We start from the raw sequence: 15973 nt of genomic DNA on the forward strand, positions 1-15973 counted from the left end.
CGTCGGATACGGCGCAGACACGCGCCGGTTTTCGGCTGTGGCGTGTTCGGTTTTGGCCTAGAGTGTCAGGCCTTGTCCGGGGCGTAGCCCAGGGTGCTCTTGACTTCCAGATACTCGTGGAAACCGAACTCGCTCCACTCACGACCGTTGCCGCTGCGCTTGTAGCCGCCGAAGGGCGCGTTCATGTCGAAGGCATGGTTGATCGTCACCCAGCCGGCGCGAATCTTGCGAGCGACCTCACGTGCCTTGTCGAGGTCGGCCCCCGAGACGAACCCGGCCAGACCGTATTCGGTGTCGTTGGCGATCTCGACGGCCTGGTCGAGGTCGTCGTAGCCGAGGATGCACAGTACCGGCCCGAAGATCTCCTCGCGCGCGATCGTCATGTCGTTGGTGACGTGCGCGAAGACCGTCGGCTTGACGTAGTAGCCCGTGTCCAGCCCGTCCGGCCTGCCCGGGCCTCCCACCACCACGGTCGCGCCCTCATCGACGCCGTGCTGGATCAGCCGTTGCACCTTGTCGAACTGCGTCTTCGACGCCACCGGCCCGATCGTCGTCCCTGCGTCGGGGTGGCCCACCGTGACCTGCTCGGCGGCCTCCCGCGCGATGGAGATCGCCTCGGCCATACGCGAGTTCGGCACCAGCATGCGCGTGGGTGCGTTACAGCTCTGCCCGGAGTTCGGCATCATGTTGGACACACCGGCGCGGACACCGTCGGCGAAGCCGCTGTCGTCGAGCACGATGTTGGGGCTCTTGCCGCCGAGCTCTTGGGTCACTCGCTTGACGGTCGGCGCGGCCAGCTTGGCCACCTCGATACCGGCGCGGGTGGATCCGGTGAACGACACCATGTCGACGTCGGGATGGCTGACCAGGGCGACGCCCACGCCCGCGCCGTCGCCGTTGACCAGGTTGAACACTCCCGGCGGCACACCCGCGGCATCAAGGATTTCGGCGAAGATATACGGCGAATACGGTGCTACCTCAGAGGGTTTCAGAATCACGGTGCAGCCGGTCGCCAACGCCGGGTATACCTTAACGGCGACCTGGTTGATCGGCCAGTTCCACGGCGTGATCAGTCCGCAGACGCCGATCGGCTCCTTGGTGATCAGGCTCGCCCCTTTGTGTTCCTCGAACGCGAAGTTCTTCAAGGCCTCGATGGCCGTGCTCAGGTGACCGATCCCGAGGAAGACCTGCGGCCCCGCGGCCAGCGACGCCGGCGCGCCGATTTCCTCGGTGACCGCCTCGGCGAGGTCGCCCGAGCGCTTCTGGTATTCGGCAAGGATGGCCTGCAACAGGTCCAGCCGCTGTTCGCGGCTGCTTTGCGACCAGCTGGCGAAGGCGCGCCGAGCGGCCTTGACCGCCACGTCGACGTCGGCCGCCGAGCCCAGCGAGATCTTGCCGGACACCTCCTCGGTTGCCGGATTCTCCACGTCGAAAGTATTGGGCTGCAACGGCTCAACCCACTTGCCGTCGATGTAGAAGTTCAGGTATTCGCGCATGGCTCCTCCTTCTCGCAATCCTTTTGCCTACTGAGTGCCTTCGGCATACCAGGTCCGGAATCGGTCGTACTTGGGCATCTCCTCGGAGTTGGCCTTGGGGTCGATGCACACGTGCACTACACCGACTTTGCCACTGGCGTAGGCGCGAGCGATCGCCGGGCCGATCTCCTCTTCCTTCTCGACGTATTCACCGTGGCAGCCGAAGCCCTCGGCAACCTTGTCCATCCGGACGTCCTTGCTCCAGTGCACACCGGGCTGCGGCGACGGCTGGGAGAAGGTGCGCTTGTACACGCCGACTTCCAGGCCCCACTGGTGGTCGACGCCCACCACGCATACCAGCGGAAGGTTTTGCCGCGCAGCGGTTTCCAACTCGGCAATATGGAAGAGGAAGGCGGAGTCGCTGGTCAGCAGCATCACCGGGCGGTTGCCGCCCTCGGCGACGGACGCTCCGACCGCGTAGGGCAGTCCGGTGCCGAGGTGGCCGAAGTTCTGGTTCCAGATGACGTCGCGCGGCTTGGACTGCGAGTAGGTCCAACCGAAGATCACGGTCGCGCCGCCGTCGCGCACCATGATGCCATCCTCGAGTTCGTTGAACGCCTTGGTGGCCTCGACCACGTAGCGCGCCGGGTGGATCGGCGAGCGTCCAGACGGTGCCGATTCCGCCACGTCCGCAAGCTCTTTCGCATCCTTTTCAACCAGGGTTGCCAGCGCGGGCGTGGGTTTGCGTGCAGAATCCTTGAGCGCGGCGACCAGCTGTGGCACGACACCGCGCAGATCGCCGACCAGCGCCACGTCGACCGGGCGGTTGACGCCGATGGCGGTCGGATCCTGCTCGACCAGAACCCATTTGCGGTTCGCATTGTTGCCCGCCCAATGCTGGGTCCGGCCGTAGTGCATCGGCTCACCGAGTTCGGTACCCAGCGCGACGCACAGGTCGGATTCCTCGACCGCGTCGTTGGCCGCCGGGGAGAACAAGTAGGGGAATGTCCGCTCCTGCAGTCCCGGGATGAACGAGGTGCCGCCGGAGGTCTGGATCACCGGGCAGGCCATCAGCTCGGCCAGCTCCCTGACCTGTTGTTGGGTACGGGTGGTGTGCACGCCGTGGCCGACCAGCAGGACCGGACTCTTGGCCTCGCGGATCAGCTTGACGGCCTCGGCGACCTCGCGGGTGCCGGCGCCCTGGTTGACCAGCCGGTAGGTACGGGGCGGTGGCGCTTCGGCGACATCGAGTTCCTCGAGGATGACGTGCGACGGGAATTCGACGTAGCACGGACCCGGGGTGCCGGACATCGCCTTGCGGATGGCTTCATGAATGATCTCGTCGGTCTGGTCGGCGTATTCGATCGAGCTGCTGTACTTCACCGACGCGGCGAAAAGGGGCTCCTGTTGTACGAATTGGATGCGGCCGCGGCGCACCCGGCGCTCGGTGACGCGGGCCCGCTGCCCGCCGAGGAAGATCACCGGCGAGTTCTCCACCAGCGCGCACTGGATCGCTCCGGCGATGTTGGCCATGCCCGGGCCCAGGGTGCCGATGCACAGTCCGGGGTTGCCCGTCATCCGCGACGCCGCTTCGGCCATGAATCCCGCGCTCAGTTCGTGATGCGGTGCGACCACCGACCACCCGCGCGCATCGGCCTCGGCGAACATGTGCACGAAGTTCGGGTCCGGGATGCCGAACAGTGTATTCACGCCCTCAGCCTCGAACAGGTCGAGGATGCGTTTGTAAACGGGCACGGTCATTGTGAGAAACTCCTCTACTGACAATAGATTTCGTTGATCAAGCGCTATCCCGGCTTCGGGTCGAAAGCCAGGCCGAGTTCGTCGAGGACGGCCGCGGTGTCGGCGCCGAGCTCTGGTGCCGGCCCCGCGACGCGGCCCGGCGTCTGCGAGAACCAGGTGGGCACGCCGGGGAAGCGCACCGGCCCGTGCGGGGTGTCCACCGTCTCGAACATGCCGACGGCGGCCAGATGCGGATCGTCGAAGAGCGCGCCGGGGGTGTTCAGCGGCGCGACCGGTATCTCGAGTTGGCGCAACAGCGTTAGCCACTGGGCGGTGGAACGCTCCTTCATCGTCTCGGCGACCAGCCCGTAGACGGTGTCGATCTCGCGAGCGCGCTGTTCCAGCGTCGAATACAGCTCGCTGGCCCACGGCGGCTGCACGGCTTCCATGAAGGCGTTCCAGTGTTTGTCGTTGTAGATCAACGCCGCGATGTAGCCATCGCTGGTGCGATACGGGCGGCGGTTGGGCGCCACGGTGCGCGGATACACCGCCGGCCCCAGGGGAGGGTCGAACATGGCACCGTTGGCGTGTTCGACGAGCATGAACGACGCCATGGTTTCGAACATGGCGACCTCGACCTCTTGCCCCTCACCGGTGCGCTCGCGGTGAAACAACGCCATCGTCGTCGCGTACAGCGCCGTCAGCCCGGCGATCTTGTCGGCCATGATGGTGCCGACGTAATCGGCCTCACCGGTCAATTGCTGCTGCACCGCGGGCAGGCCGCATTCGGCCTGAATCGTGTCGTCGTAGGCGGGACGGTCGTGATCGGGTCCGCGTCGCCCATACCCGTAGCAATTGGTGTAGACGATTGCGGGATTGATGGCGGCGACATCGTCATAGCCGAAGCCGAGCTTCGCGATTGCCTTGGCGCGCATCGAGTGGATGAATACGTCGGCGGTCTCGACGAGAGCGCGCAGCGCAGCGGTTCCCGCCTCGGTTTGCAGGTCCAGCACGACGCTGCGCTTGCCCCGGTTGACATTGACGAATACCCCGCTCATGCCAGGCGCCGGACCCACCGAGATGTAGCGAGTGTTATCCCCTTGGGGCGGTTCGACTTTGATGACGTCGGCACCCATGTCGGCCAAGATCTGCGTGCAGTACGGTCCCATCACCATTGCGGTGAGGTCGACCACGCGCACCCCGGTCATCGGGCCCGTCGGGCTAGCCATGGAGCGCTCCTTGGTCGTTTGAGCCATGTAGTTCGTTAGACCTCTGAGCCAGGTCGAAGCTGTAGCGGATGTGCTCGTCATGGCCATCCGGGGCGACCGGAAAGATCAGCGGCGCTTCGACGTAGCGGATCGCATCCAGGTGGCTGCCGACGTCCTCGATCGTCCACGATGACCGGCACACGCCCGGGCTCTCCGCGACCACGGCGCGCGCCACCCGACCCGCCAGCGCGATGAACAGTTCACCGGTCACCGTGCACGACTCGTGCGCGAGCCAACCCACCACGGGTGCAACGAGTTCCGCACCCATCGGCGGATAGGCCGAGGTATCGATGCCTTCGGCCATCCGTGTCACCGCGGCCGGCACGATCACGTTGCACCGCACACCCTCGGCGGCGCCCTCGAGCGCGGCGACGTTAGACAGCCCGATCACACCGGCTTTGGCGGCGGCATAGTTGGCCACGTTGTGGTTTCCGTACAGGCCGCCGATCGACGACGTCAGCACGATGCGGCCGTAGCCTGCCGCGCACATGAGCGGAAACGCCGGCCGCACCACGTGGAACGCGCCGCGCAGATGCACGTCGAGCACGGCGTCGAAGTCCTCGTAACTCATGTCCTTCAGCGAGCCGCGCCGGACGTTGCCGGCGTTGTGCACCAGAATGTCTATGCGGCCGAAGGTTTCGAGAGCGGCCGCGATGATCGCCGCGCCGCCCTCTCGGGTCGCGACCGACGCGCCACACGCGACGGCCGCTCCCCCGGCCGCGGTGATCTCGGCGACCACCTGCTCGGCCGGACCTGCGTCGGCCCCGGCGCCGTCGAGGCTGCCGCCGACGTCGTTGACCACCACCTTCGCCCCGCGTGAGGCGAGCAGTTGCGCGTAGGCGCGGCCCAGCCCGCGACCGGCCCCGGTCACCACGGCCACGCGGTTGTCGAACCGCAACTCGCTCACGAAAGCTCAAGGCCTTCCAGGTCACCCTTGGCGCGCCACTCGGCGATCAGGTCACCGAAGGCGTAGAAGCCCGGCGAGTAGAAATCACCGAGGAACGCACCATTGTCTTTGGCGCCACCCTGACCCTCATTGTTGTAATAGCCAGGGGTGCAGGACATCTCGAATGCCGAGTTGTCGATCGCGAGTTCGGCGACCGTTTTGACCCAGCCGTCCTGGCCCTCTTGACTGGGTTCGACGGTGGTCGCGCCGCGTTTATGCGCCTCGGCGATGATGTAGGCGATGTGCTCGGCCTGTTGCTCGAACATCGCGGTGGTGTTGGCCGAGACGCCCCCCTGGATGAAGCCGGTGAAGAACTGGTTGGGGAAACCGCGGGTGGTAATGCCGTGCAGCGTCTGGTACCTGTCGTGCCAGTAGTCGAACAGCGACAGCCCGTCTCGGCCCTCGATGACGTCGACCGCAAAGCGCCGACTGATCTCCGTGGAGATCTCGAACCCGCTGGCGAATACGACGCAATCGACCTCGTACTCGACGCCGTTGGCGACGATGCCCTTTTCCGTCAGGCGTTCCACTCCCTTGGATTCCGACACGTCCACCAACGTCACGTTGGGCAGGTTGAACGCCGGGAGGTACGTTTCGCTCGAACACGGCCGCTTGCACATGAAGCGGTAGTACGGCTTGAGCGCCTCGGCGGTGTCGGGGTCGTCGACCAGCGCGGCCACGCGGCGGCGCAGCCGCTCCATGATCTTGTAGTCCTCTTCCTCCCGGATCGCCATGATCTCCTCGATCCCCAGCGAGGCGGGATCCGGGCTGGCCGCAATCCGGGCGGTCATGTTGCGGCCCAATTCGGTCCAGAAGTCGCACACCAGATCTGGTTCGCCGAAGACCACCCCGACAAACGGTGACCAGTTGTGGAAGTTACGCTTGCGCTCCTCCTGCCAACCGGGCTGCAGAGCCGCCGCCCAGGCCGGGTCGGTGGGCGTGTTGGCGCGCATGTCCACCGACGACGGGGTGCGCTGGAACACGAAGAGCTGCTTGGCATCCCGGCCGAGATGCGGCACCAGCTGGACGCCGGTAGCCCCGGTGCCGACGAGTGCGACCCGCTTGTCGGCCAGCCTATGCAGGCCGCCGTTAGAGTCGCCGCCGGTGTAATCGTAGTCCCAGCGTGCGGAATGGAACGCGTGGCCGCCGCTGTCCAGGTACTCCTTGATACCGGGGATACCGGGCAGCTTCGGCTTGTTGTATGAGCCCTGCGCCATCACCACGAACCGCGCGCGGATGTCGTCGCCGCGGTTGGTGATCAGTCGCCAGCGCTTGCTCGTCTCGTCCCAGCGCATGGTCTCGACCTGCGTTGAGAAGATCGCGCCGTCATAGAGGCCAAAGTGCTTACCCATGGCCTGGCAGTGCGCGAAGATCTCGGCGCCGTCGGCGAACTTCTTGCTCGGCAGGAAGGCGAGCTCCTCGAGCATCGGGATGTAGCAGTAGGCATCGTTGTCGCATTGGATGCCCGGGAAGCGGTTCCAGTACCACACTCCGCCGAAGTCCCCCGCCATGTCGATGACCCGAACATCCTGCACGCCGGCCTTTTTCAGGTAGGCGCCCGACAACAGCCCGGCGAACCCGCCGCCGAGGACGGCCACCTCGATGTCCTCGTCGATCGGGGCGCGGTCGGCCACCGGTGTGTACGGGTCCACCTCGTAGAGATCGGCCAGGTCACCGTCGAGTTCGAGGTACTGCGCGCCGCCCTCCTTGCGCAGCCGCTTTTCGCGCTCCTGGCGGTATTTCTCGCGCAGCGCGGCGATGTCGAAGTCGTCGGGCGTCTGAGTCGGCCCGCAACCGTCTTGGTGCTTTTCCAGGTCGGGAGTCATGCCGGTGGTTACTCCTTACCTGAAAGCTCTTGGGGCTCACCGACACCCATGTACCTGGATAATTGGTAGTGCAAGTTGACCGTGCTGCGTTCCCGGTATGGGTTGGGCTTGGTGCCCGCAAAGCCCAGCGATTTCATGCCCTGCTGCACGGCGGCCATATTGGAGAAGTCTTGCGGAAGTACCGACCGCCACCTCGGGTCACCGACCGGCGTGTATTCCCACTCCGTCTGCGGTTCTTCGCCTTTGGGGTAGAGCTCGAAGACCGACACCTCGAAGATGCACTTGTCGGGGTTATAGCTGGGGTGCGGCCGCGCGCCGTAGCACAGCGCGCTGGTCAGACCCTGCCCGATCTGGAAGTTTGGAAAAATCTGCCACGCGGTGCCGGCCTGCCCCAGGATGTCTGTGGGAATCGTCGGCCAGATCACCCCGCGCGCCTCGTCGTCGCGACGGGCGGACGCCAGCCAGTGCTCGAGAACCTTGTCGGCCGGTGTCCCCTCCGGCAACTCGTCGACCAGCCGCTTGGCGGCATTCACCAGCGTCTGCGTGGTGGTGGCGTTGGTTTCCTCCATCGTGTACACCTGCATCTGGGCGGTAGACACACGCGGGTCGGCGCCGGTGCCGAGGCGGATCTTGGACTTGGTGGCTTCCATGTCCTCGGGTGCGTCATAGCCGATGTGGCTGTGCTTGCCTTGCACTTTCGCCCAGCCCTTGAATTCGCCGAATTTATTGAACTCCGGATGGGTGGTGTAGACGTGGTAGGTCTCGTTGAACGCCTCCAGCGCGACTTTCCAGTTGCAGTCGAAGGACAGCCACTTGCGCCATTTGTAGCGCATGTTCTCTAAGCCGAACGGATCCAGAATCTTCGCGGCGGGGAACAGGTAGTCCGCCAGCGGCTCACAGTCGGGGTCCATGTTGATCCACAGCCACCCGCCCCAGGTGTCGACCCGGACCGGCCGCAGATGGGTGTTGTCCGGCGTCAGCGCTTCCTGCCAGTCCTGCTGCTCGCGGATGTGAGTGCACGCGCCGTCGAGACCATAGGTCCAGCCGTGGAAGCCGCAGACGAACGACTTACGCGCTCGGGCACAAGCATTCTTGGCACCTTCGGGTGTGTCGATCAGCCGCCGGCCACGGTGCATGCAGACGTTGTGGTGAGCGTGAAATCCGTTGCTGCCGGTACGCACCACGATGATCGAGTCGTCGAGGATGTCGTAGGTGAGGTAGCTGCCCACCTCGGGCAACTCTTCGACGCGCCCGACCTGCTGCCAGACCCGGCGCCACAGCTTGTCACGCTCGGCGCGGGCATAGTCCCCGGAGATGTAGGCCTCCACGCCGATGGTCGTCGGCCTCGATAGTTCTTCGGCCGCTTCGGAATTCACGCCTTTGGCCACGTCTGTCATCACATCCTCCTAATCTCGGCGCGGAAGGATTCGTCCTTGAGGAAGAGCGATGTGTTGTCGGCGCCGAGATGGGTCCATTTGAGGTCCAGCCCGCCGTCGACAAGCAGGGTCTGACCGGTGATGTAGCTCGACATCTCAGACAGCAGGAACAGGATCGCGCCGGCCTGCTCCTCGGGCCGCCCGCGCCGGCCCATCGCGATTGCCTGTCGGTCCCGTTCGGGGTCCTCGTCGACGTAGGTGCGCGACGCCGCCGTCTCGGTGACGCCGGGCGCCACCGCGTTCACCCGGACTCCCGATTCCGCCAACTCGACGGCCATCGTGCGGGTCATCGCGACGATCGCGGCCTTGGCCGTCCCGTAGGCGATGTGAAACGGGGCGGTGTTCATACCGCTGATCGAGGAGATCGACACGATCGATCCCGGCTGTCGCTGCGCGACGAGTTCGCTCGCCACGGCCTGGCTCATAAAGAACGCCGTTTCGAGATTGTCGGTGAAGATCTTGCGCCAGTCGCTGCGCGTCACCCGGGTCGACGGCATCCACGTCGACGGTTGCGCTCCGCCGGCCACATTGACCAGCCCGTACAAGTTGCCCTCGGCGCGGCGCGCGTGCTCGATCACCGTGGCGATGCCCTCGTCGGTGGACGCGTCGGCGACAACGGGCACCACGGCCAGCCCGTGGGCGGCCAGCGGATCGATGTGCTCGTCCAGGTTTTCCTTCGACCGGCTGACCGCGATCACCGTGGCGCCGGCGCCGGCGGTCATGGCCGTGACGGTGGTGCCGATGCCGCCGCCGCCGGCGCCGGAAACCACCACGACGCGGCCGTCGAGCCGTAGAGGATCCGCGCGCTCGTCCATGACCTACTTTCGCCGGCCTTGGACTTGGCTTGTCGTCATCGTCCGCCGCCGCAACTATCACCCGTTTTGTCCGGACAAAATATCGCATTCTGTCCCTTGGAGAACACTATTCCGATCTATAGACTTGGCTGTCAAGGTCGTGACGCCGCGCTTTCCCGGCTATTGTCTGGACTAACACGACTTGATAGCGTCCAGCCCAAACGGCTGACGGAAGGACCTCGGCGAGTCATGGCGATCTCTACGCAGCCCTCGCGGTACCCGGCGACGCACCCCGTCGACGTCGCCGAGGGTTGGGAGCTCGAACGAGTCACGGCGCCCAGTCGGCTGTTCGGTGCCAACGGGTTGCGTACCGGGCCGGACGGTCGCATCTACATCGCCCAGGTCACCGGCAGTCAGATCAGCGCGCTGGATCACCGCACCGGGGAACTCATGACCGCGAGCCCCAAGGGCGGCGACATCGTGGCGCCCGACGACGTCGCGTTCGACGATCACGGCAACCTGTATGCGACCGAGGTGATGGACGGCCGCGTCAGCGTGCGCGACACCGGCGGCCGGACGCGGGTGTTGCGTGACGACGTGCCGTCGGCCAACGGCATCACCTTTCATCAGGGCCGGCTGTTCATCGGTGAATGCCGTGCGGGCGGACGGTTGCTGGAGTTCGACCTGGCCGGCGGGCCGCCACGGGTGCTCTTGGAGAACGTGCCCTCACCGAATGCGATGGAGGTCGGCCCGGACGGCCTGCTCTATTTCCCGGTGATGGGCGCCAACGAAATCTGGCGTATCGACCCCGATGGGGGCGAACCACAGTGCGTCGCTAGTGATCTCGGCGTGCCTGATTCGGTCAAGTTCGACGCGCACGGCCATATCGTTTCGACGCAGGTGGCGAGCGGACAGGTGCTGCGCATCGATCCCCGCAGCGGCGAACGGCAACTGCTCGCCCAGCTGAATCCGGGCCTGGACAACTGCGCCTTCGTCGGTGAGCAGCTGTTCGTCTCCAACTTCACCGGCGAGATCACCGAGATATCTCCGGATGGCACAACGCGATCCGTGTTGCCCGGCGGGCTCAACTGGCCGCTGGACCTCGCGGTGGGCCACGACGGACGGCTCTACATCGCCGACGGCACCTACTTTTACGTCGCCCTGCCCGACGGGACCTTGCACACCGCGGGCATGCTGTTCAGCTTCGGCTATCCCGGATTCCTGCGCGGCCTAGTCGCCGGCGGGCCCGGCGAGTTCGTCGTCACGACGTCCGGCGGTCAGGTCAGTCGCTACCGGCCCGAGGCGAACGAAACCGAGGTGCTGGCAGACGGTTTCGACCAGCTCTACGGTGTCACGCTGAGTCGCGGCGGTGTGGTGTTCGCGGAGCTGGGCACCGGGCGGGTGTTGTCGCTGCAGTCCGGCGGCACCGAGGTGCTGGCCACCGGCCTGTGTGAGCCGGTCGGCGTCGCGATCGATCCCGACGGAGCCTGCCTGGTCGCCGAGGCCGGGGCGGGCCGGGTGGTCAGGGTGAACGGGTCGAAGATCGATACCGTTGTCGCGAATCTGGAACGCCCGCAAGGCATTCTGGTGCAAGACGGAGTGCTCTACGTCGTCGATGCCGGCGCCAAGGAGTTGGTCGCGTTCGACCTGACCAGGAGCGCTCGGCGCACGATCGCGTCCGGGCTGCCGGTCGGTCCGCCGCCCGGCGTCACGCCCAAGCCGCTGCAGGGCATGCCGCCGTTTTCCGGACCGCAGGGCCCGTTCGCCGGGATCACCGCCGCGGCCGACGGGACGATCTTCATCTCGGCCGACGGCGACGGCAGCGTGCTGGCACTGCGCAAGGACGGCGGCTGATGCCCCAGACCATCGCGGGTGACCAAGGCTACCTACAGATCGCACGCACGCTGCGCAAGGAGATCGTCGACGGCGTCTACCCGGTGGGCTCGCAGCTGCCGACCGAACACCAACTGTGCGAGCGCTTCGCGGTGAGTCGCTATACCGTCCGCGAGGCGCTGCGCCGACTGCGCGAGGACAACCTGGTCGCGTCTCGACCGCGGGCGGGCACCCGGGTGGTGCCCAGGCCGGCATCGAGTTCCTATGCCCAGGATGCGATGTCAATCGACGACCTCCTCGCGTTCGCGGCCGGCGCGCAACTGACCATCGAATCCAACGCGATGGTGACGATCGACGAGGAGCTGGCCGCTGCGACCGGACTCGAGGTCGGCACCCAGTGGCTCTCGGTACGCGGCTACCGGCAGGCCGACGGCGCGTCGGTGCCGATGTGCCGAACCGAGTACTACATCAGCCGCAGTTTCGCCGCGGTCGGCAGGTTGCTGCAACGGCATGCCGGCCCCATTTTTCCGCTGATCGAGGATCTGTTCGGCGTCAGCGTCGCTGCGTTGCATCAGGAGATCGCCGCCGTCTTGCTGTCGCCGGACCTGGCCGACGGCCTGGGCGTCGAAGCGGGAACGGCTGCCCTGCAGATGCGGCGCACCTACACGACCTCCGACGGCGAGGTGGCTCAGGTAACGATCAACACCCACCTGTCGTCGAGGTTTCGGTACGCGATGACCATGCGTCGCGTCACTGGTCAGGCCACCCCCAGATGAGGTCGTGGTGATCGCCCGGGCCCCGCAGGACACAGCCGAGGCATACCGCCTCAAGCTCTTTGTGCACACCACGCTGGCCGATTCGCTGCGCACCGCCGCCGAAATATCGCCACAGCGAGTAGTATTGGTGGACAAGGATATTCGGCTAGATTGTGTCGCGCTCTACACGCAGGCCTGCGCGTTGGCAACCGCTCTGGTGTCGCGCATGCCGACAGGCAGCGTGGTGTCGTTCATGCTGCCGAATTGGCACGAGGCCGCCGTCATCTATCTGGCCGCGACGCTGGCCGGAATGGTGGTGAACCCGATCCTGCCGTCGCTGCGCGACCACGATCTGCGTTTCATCCTCGAAGACTCCGATACCGCAATGATTTTCGTCCCTGGCGCATACGGTGGGCATGACTACGCGGCGATGCTCGACCGGGTGACGGCAGCGATGAGCCCGGCACCGGCAGTGGTGGTGGTCCGCGGCGCTGCCGATTCGCACACACCGTACGGGGCCTTGCTGGCGGAGCGGCCGGCACGGGATGCGGTGCTTCCCGAGCTGGATCCCGATTCGGTGCGGATGATCCTTTACACCTCCGGCACCACGAGCCGCCCGAAAGGCGTCCTCCACACCCATAATTCGATCCATGCCTTGATCTGTCAGATTCGCGACCACTGGATGATCGAGCCGGTCGATACGTTCCTGGTCCCGTCGCCGATCGCCCATATCGGTGGCTCTATATATGCCTTCGAATGCCCGCTCCTGCTGGGGACGACCGCGGTGCTGATGGACCGATGGGATCCGTCGGAGGCGGTCGCGCTGATGGACGCCGAGGGATGTACCCACATGGCCGGGGCCACGCCATTCCTGCAGCAGCTGTTGTCTGCCGCCGAGCAAGCCGGCACCCGGCTGCCCGACTTGAAGGTGTTCATCTGCGGCGGCGCATCCGTATCGCCGACGCTGATTCGCCGTGCCGCAGCGTATTTCACCCGTGCCGTGGTCACCCGGGTGTATGGGTGCACGGAAGTGCCCGTCGCGACAGTCGGCGCTCCGGGGTCCGACGAAGCCGATTGCGCGGCGGACACCGACGGCAGACCCGGGATCGCGGAGATCAAGCTCGTCGCGCACGAGTCCGCACCCGCCGGTGACGGGGAAATCTGCGTGCGCGGCCCGCAGATGCTGGTGGGTTACCACCACGCGCAAGACGACTCCTTCGATGCCGCAGGCTTTTTCCGCACCGGGGACCTTGGGCGCTGGGTTGACGACCGGTACCTCGTCGTGACCGGGCGAGCCAAGGACGTCATCATCCGCAGCGGCGAGAACATCTCGGCCAAGGAGGTCGAGGACCTGCTTGCCGACCACCCCGGCATCGCCGAGATTGCCGTCGTCGGGCTGCCCGACGAGCGCACCGGCGAGCGCACGTGTGCGGTGATCGTTCCCAGGGGGACGGCCACCCCGGACGTCGCGAGCCTGCTTGGGCTGCTGGTGAGCAAGGGCGTCGCCAAATTCAAGGCACCAGAGCAGGTCGTGATCACCGATGCCCTGCCGAAAAACGACGCGGGCAAGGTTCTCAAGCATCAGATCCGAGCGTCTTTGATCGACGCAAGAACTAGGGACGGGTGACATGCAGGTCGCAATCGTCACGGGAGCCAGCAGCGGTATCGGCTTGGGCTGCGCGACCAGACTCGCCGAGATGGGCATGTCGATCCTGGGGACGGGCCGCGACCCAGATCGGCTCGCCGAACTCGAGAGGGCGATCAACGATCCGGATCGCGTCGCCACGCTCGCGGTCGACTTGACCGACGATGACGCGCCGCGGCGCATCGTGGATCTCGCGGTGCGGCGCTGGGGTCACATTGACTTCCTGATCAACAATGCCGGAGTGGGCAGCCCCAAACCGCTGCACGAGACCGACGACGAAACCCTGGACTACTTCTTGGGTTTGATGTTGCGGGCGCCCTTTCGGCTCGCGCGCGACGTGCTGCCACACATGCCCCCCGGGTCGGCGATCATCAACGTGACATCGACATTCGCCGTCGTCGGCGGTCTGCGCGGCGGCGCCTACTCCGCCGCCAAGGGCGGGCTGACCGCCCTGACCACCCACATCGCCTGCCAGTACGGCGCGTCCGGCATCCGCTGTAACGCCGTCGCACCCGGGGTGACGGTGACGCCGATGGTCGAGAGGCGCTTGGAGGACGAGCGATTCCGCAAAATCAACACCGAGATGACCCCGCATCAGCGGTTGGGCCGCATCGACGACATAGCCAGCACCGTGGCCTTCCTGTGCTCGCCGGGCGGAAGTTTCATCAACGGCCAAACGATCGTCGTGGACGGCGGATGGAGTTCGACGAAGTATCTGTCGGACTTCGCGTTGGAATCGCGGTGGATCGAGCAATGAACCTCTTCGCGCTGCTCGAGCAGGCCGCGAGCCGGTTCCCCGATCGCGGCGCCGTGTATCACGGGCACCGTGAAGTTTGCACGTGGATTGAGTTGCGCGATCGTGCGTTACGGCTGGCGGCGTCGGTCCGGCAGCAGCACGGTGCGGGGGCGCGTATCGCGATCGCGAGCCACAACTGCCCCGAGATCATCGAATTGATGTTCGCGATCTGGGCCGCCGAATGTGTCGTCGTCCCGATCAACTTCAAGCTGCATCCACTTGAGATGGTGCAGATCCTCGAGGATGCGGGCGCCACGCAAGTGTTCGCCTCGACCAAGATCGGCGCCGAGCTCGCGCCGATCACCACCACACGCACGGAAATCATTGATTGCGAGGACTATTCACGCCGGTTTGGTGCCGCCCCGTCGGCGCCGCCACCGCACACCGATCCGGCCGCTTTGGCGTGGCTGTTCTACACCAGCGGCACCACCGGCCGATCCAAGGGCGCGATGCTGTCGCACCGCAACCTCACGGCGATGACCGTCGCCCACCTCGCCGACATCGACGCTGTCGACCAGCACTGCAGCCTCGTGCACGCGGCGCCGATGTCGCACGGCTCCGGCCTCTACGTCCTGCCGTACGTGCTGCGCGCTGCCCGCCAGGTGGTGCCCGAATCCGGTGCGTTCGATCCCGACGAGTTCCTCGATCTCTGTGAACACCACCCGGCCGTCAGTGCATTTCTGGCTCCGACGATGGTGCAACGACTGGTCGACACGGGCCGCGGCCGTCCGGCCAATCTCGAGAAGATCGTCTACGGCGGCGGGCCCATGTACGTCGAAAGCCTACGCAAGGCGATCACGGCGTTTGGGTCGATCTTCGCCCAAATCTACGGCCAGGGCGAGTCCCCGATGACGATCACCGGGTTGCGCGGTGTCGATCACGAATCGAACGACGATGCGATTCTGGGTTCGGTCGGTTATGCGCGGTCGGGAATGGAGGTCGCGGTGCTGCGTGCCGACGGCCTCCCGGCGCCCGCCGGCGAGATCGGCGAAATCGTATGCCGCGGCGACGCGGTCATGTCCGGATACTGGCGCAATCCCGACGCGACCGACGCGACGCTCAAAAACGGCTGGCTCTACACCGGCGACATGGGTTCGTTCGACGCGCGCGGTTTTCTGACGCTGCGTGATCGGTCGAAAGACGTTGTCATCAGCGGCGGCAGCAACATCTACCCCCGCGAGGTGGAGGAGGTGCTGCTCGAGCACCCCGGCGTCGCGGAGGCGTGCGTGGTCGGCACACCCGACGCCGAGTGGGGCGAGGTGGTGGTCGCGTTCATCGTGGGCGCCGTCGATCCCGCGGCTTTGGACGCACATCTGCTGCGGCGCATCGCCCGCTTCAAACGGCCCAAGCGTTACGAATTCGTGGACGAGCTACCGAAAAACAGCTACGGCAAGGTACTCAAGCGGGAACTGCGCGCCAGCCTGGCGCACTGAACCGCGCCGCGAGTGCCAGGAGAAAT

At 65.8% G+C, this 15973-nt stretch carries 12 protein-coding genes; 5 read left to right on the top strand and 7 right to left on the bottom strand.

The window, feature by feature from the left end:
- Window positions 1-65 precede the first annotated feature (65 nt).
- From SKC41_RS06250 to SKC41_RS06280, 7 genes are read right to left on the bottom strand one after another with little or no spacing between them, the layout of a single operon-like run.
- Window positions 66-1496 (bottom strand): aldehyde dehydrogenase family protein, encoded by a 1431-nt coding sequence (locus SKC41_RS06250; RefSeq protein ID WP_330976831.1) that lies wholly within the window; start codon window positions 1494-1496, stop codon window positions 66-68.
- A gap of 27 nt (window positions 1497-1523) precedes the next feature.
- Window positions 1524-3236, bottom strand: a complete 1713-nt coding sequence (locus SKC41_RS06255; RefSeq protein ID WP_330976832.1) for a thiamine pyrophosphate-binding protein — start codon at window positions 3234-3236, stop codon at window positions 1524-1526.
- 44 nt (window positions 3237-3280) lie between these two features.
- Window positions 3281-4423 carry a CaiB/BaiF CoA transferase family protein gene (locus tag SKC41_RS06260; RefSeq protein WP_330978770.1) on the bottom strand — a complete coding sequence of 381 codons (1143 nt, stop codon included), beginning with the start codon at window positions 4421-4423 and terminating at the stop codon, window positions 3281-3283.
- A 13-nt stretch (window positions 4424-4436) separates the two neighbouring features.
- The gene (locus tag SKC41_RS06265; protein ID WP_330978771.1) at window positions 4437-5363 is read right to left on the bottom strand and encodes an SDR family NAD(P)-dependent oxidoreductase; all 927 of its coding nucleotides are present in this window, start codon (window positions 5361-5363) and stop codon (window positions 4437-4439) included.
- Window positions 5364-5386: 23 nt separating this feature from the next.
- Window positions 5387-7255 (bottom strand): flavin-containing monooxygenase, encoded by a 1869-nt coding sequence (locus SKC41_RS06270; RefSeq protein WP_330976833.1) that lies wholly within the window; start codon window positions 7253-7255, stop codon window positions 5387-5389.
- A gap of 8 nt (window positions 7256-7263) precedes the next feature.
- Complete coding sequence (locus SKC41_RS06275) at window positions 7264-8652, bottom strand: aromatic ring-hydroxylating oxygenase subunit alpha (protein ID WP_330976834.1); 1389 nt, start codon at window positions 8650-8652, stop codon at window positions 7264-7266.
- Complete coding sequence (locus tag SKC41_RS06280; protein WP_330976835.1) at window positions 8652-9506, bottom strand: SDR family NAD(P)-dependent oxidoreductase; 855 nt, start codon at window positions 9504-9506, stop codon at window positions 8652-8654. The genes SKC41_RS06275 and SKC41_RS06280 overlap by 1 nt, the downstream gene beginning before the upstream one ends.
- 228 nt (window positions 9507-9734) lie before the next feature.
- On the opposite strand from SKC41_RS06280, the gene SKC41_RS06285 reads away from it, so the two are divergent.
- From SKC41_RS06285 to SKC41_RS06305, 5 genes are read left to right on the top strand one after another with little or no spacing between them, the layout of a single operon-like run.
- A complete protein-coding gene (locus SKC41_RS06285) occupies window positions 9735-11339 on the top strand; it encodes an SMP-30/gluconolactonase/LRE family protein (protein ID WP_330976836.1) in 1605 nt (534 codons plus the stop codon).
- Complete coding sequence (locus SKC41_RS06290) at window positions 11339-12094, top strand: GntR family transcriptional regulator (RefSeq protein WP_330976837.1); 756 nt, start codon at window positions 11339-11341, stop codon at window positions 12092-12094. Before SKC41_RS06285 ends, SKC41_RS06290 begins: the two co-directional genes overlap by 1 nt.
- A gap of 7 nt (window positions 12095-12101) precedes the next feature.
- Window positions 12102-13700 carry an AMP-binding protein gene (locus SKC41_RS06295; RefSeq protein ID WP_330976838.1) on the top strand — a complete coding sequence of 533 codons (1599 nt, stop codon included), beginning with the start codon at window positions 12102-12104 and terminating at the stop codon, window positions 13698-13700.
- A 1-nt stretch (window position 13701) separates the two neighbouring features.
- A complete protein-coding gene (locus SKC41_RS06300; protein WP_330976839.1) occupies window positions 13702-14475 on the top strand; it encodes an SDR family NAD(P)-dependent oxidoreductase in 774 nt (257 codons plus the stop codon).
- Window positions 14472-15947, top strand: coding sequence for an AMP-binding protein (locus SKC41_RS06305; RefSeq protein ID WP_330976840.1), 1476 nt, complete (start codon window positions 14472-14474; stop codon window positions 15945-15947). Before SKC41_RS06300 ends, SKC41_RS06305 begins: the two co-directional genes overlap by 4 nt.
- The last annotated feature ends 26 nt before the right edge of the window (window positions 15948-15973 follow it).

Origin of the sequence: Mycobacterium sp. 050128, assembly GCF_036409155.1 — a bacterium.
Lineage (GTDB): Bacteria > Actinomycetota > Actinomycetes > Mycobacteriales > Mycobacteriaceae > Mycobacterium.

What these genes read in the sequence shown, in the direction of transcription:
- SKC41_RS06250 (WP_330976831.1), bottom strand. Translation starts at nt 1,496, where the DNA reads ATGCGCGAATACCTGAACTTCTACATCGACGGCAAGTGGGTTGAGCCG.
- SKC41_RS06275 (WP_330976834.1), bottom strand. Translation starts at nt 8,652, where the DNA reads ATGACAGACGTGGCCAAAGGCGTGAATTCCGAAGCGGCCGAAGAACTA.
- SKC41_RS06270 (WP_330976833.1), bottom strand. Translation starts at nt 7,255, where the DNA reads ATGACTCCCGACCTGGAAAAGCACCAAGACGGTTGCGGGCCGACTCAG.
- SKC41_RS06280 (WP_330976835.1), bottom strand. Translation starts at nt 9,506, where the DNA reads ATGGACGAGCGCGCGGATCCTCTACGGCTCGACGGCCGCGTCGTGGTG.
- SKC41_RS06260 (WP_330978770.1), bottom strand. Translation starts at nt 4,423, where the DNA reads ATGACCGGGGTGCGCGTGGTCGACCTCACCGCAATGGTGATGGGACCG.
- SKC41_RS06255 (WP_330976832.1), bottom strand. Translation starts at nt 3,236, where the DNA reads ATGACCGTGCCCGTTTACAAACGCATCCTCGACCTGTTCGAGGCTGAG.
- SKC41_RS06305 (WP_330976840.1), top strand. Translation starts at nt 14,472, where the DNA reads ATGAACCTCTTCGCGCTGCTCGAGCAGGCCGCGAGCCGGTTCCCCGAT.
- SKC41_RS06300 (WP_330976839.1), top strand. Translation starts at nt 13,702, where the DNA reads ATGCAGGTCGCAATCGTCACGGGAGCCAGCAGCGGTATCGGCTTGGGC.
- SKC41_RS06285 (WP_330976836.1), top strand. Translation starts at nt 9,735, where the DNA reads ATGGCGATCTCTACGCAGCCCTCGCGGTACCCGGCGACGCACCCCGTC.
- SKC41_RS06290 (WP_330976837.1), top strand. Translation starts at nt 11,339, where the DNA reads ATGCCCCAGACCATCGCGGGTGACCAAGGCTACCTACAGATCGCACGC.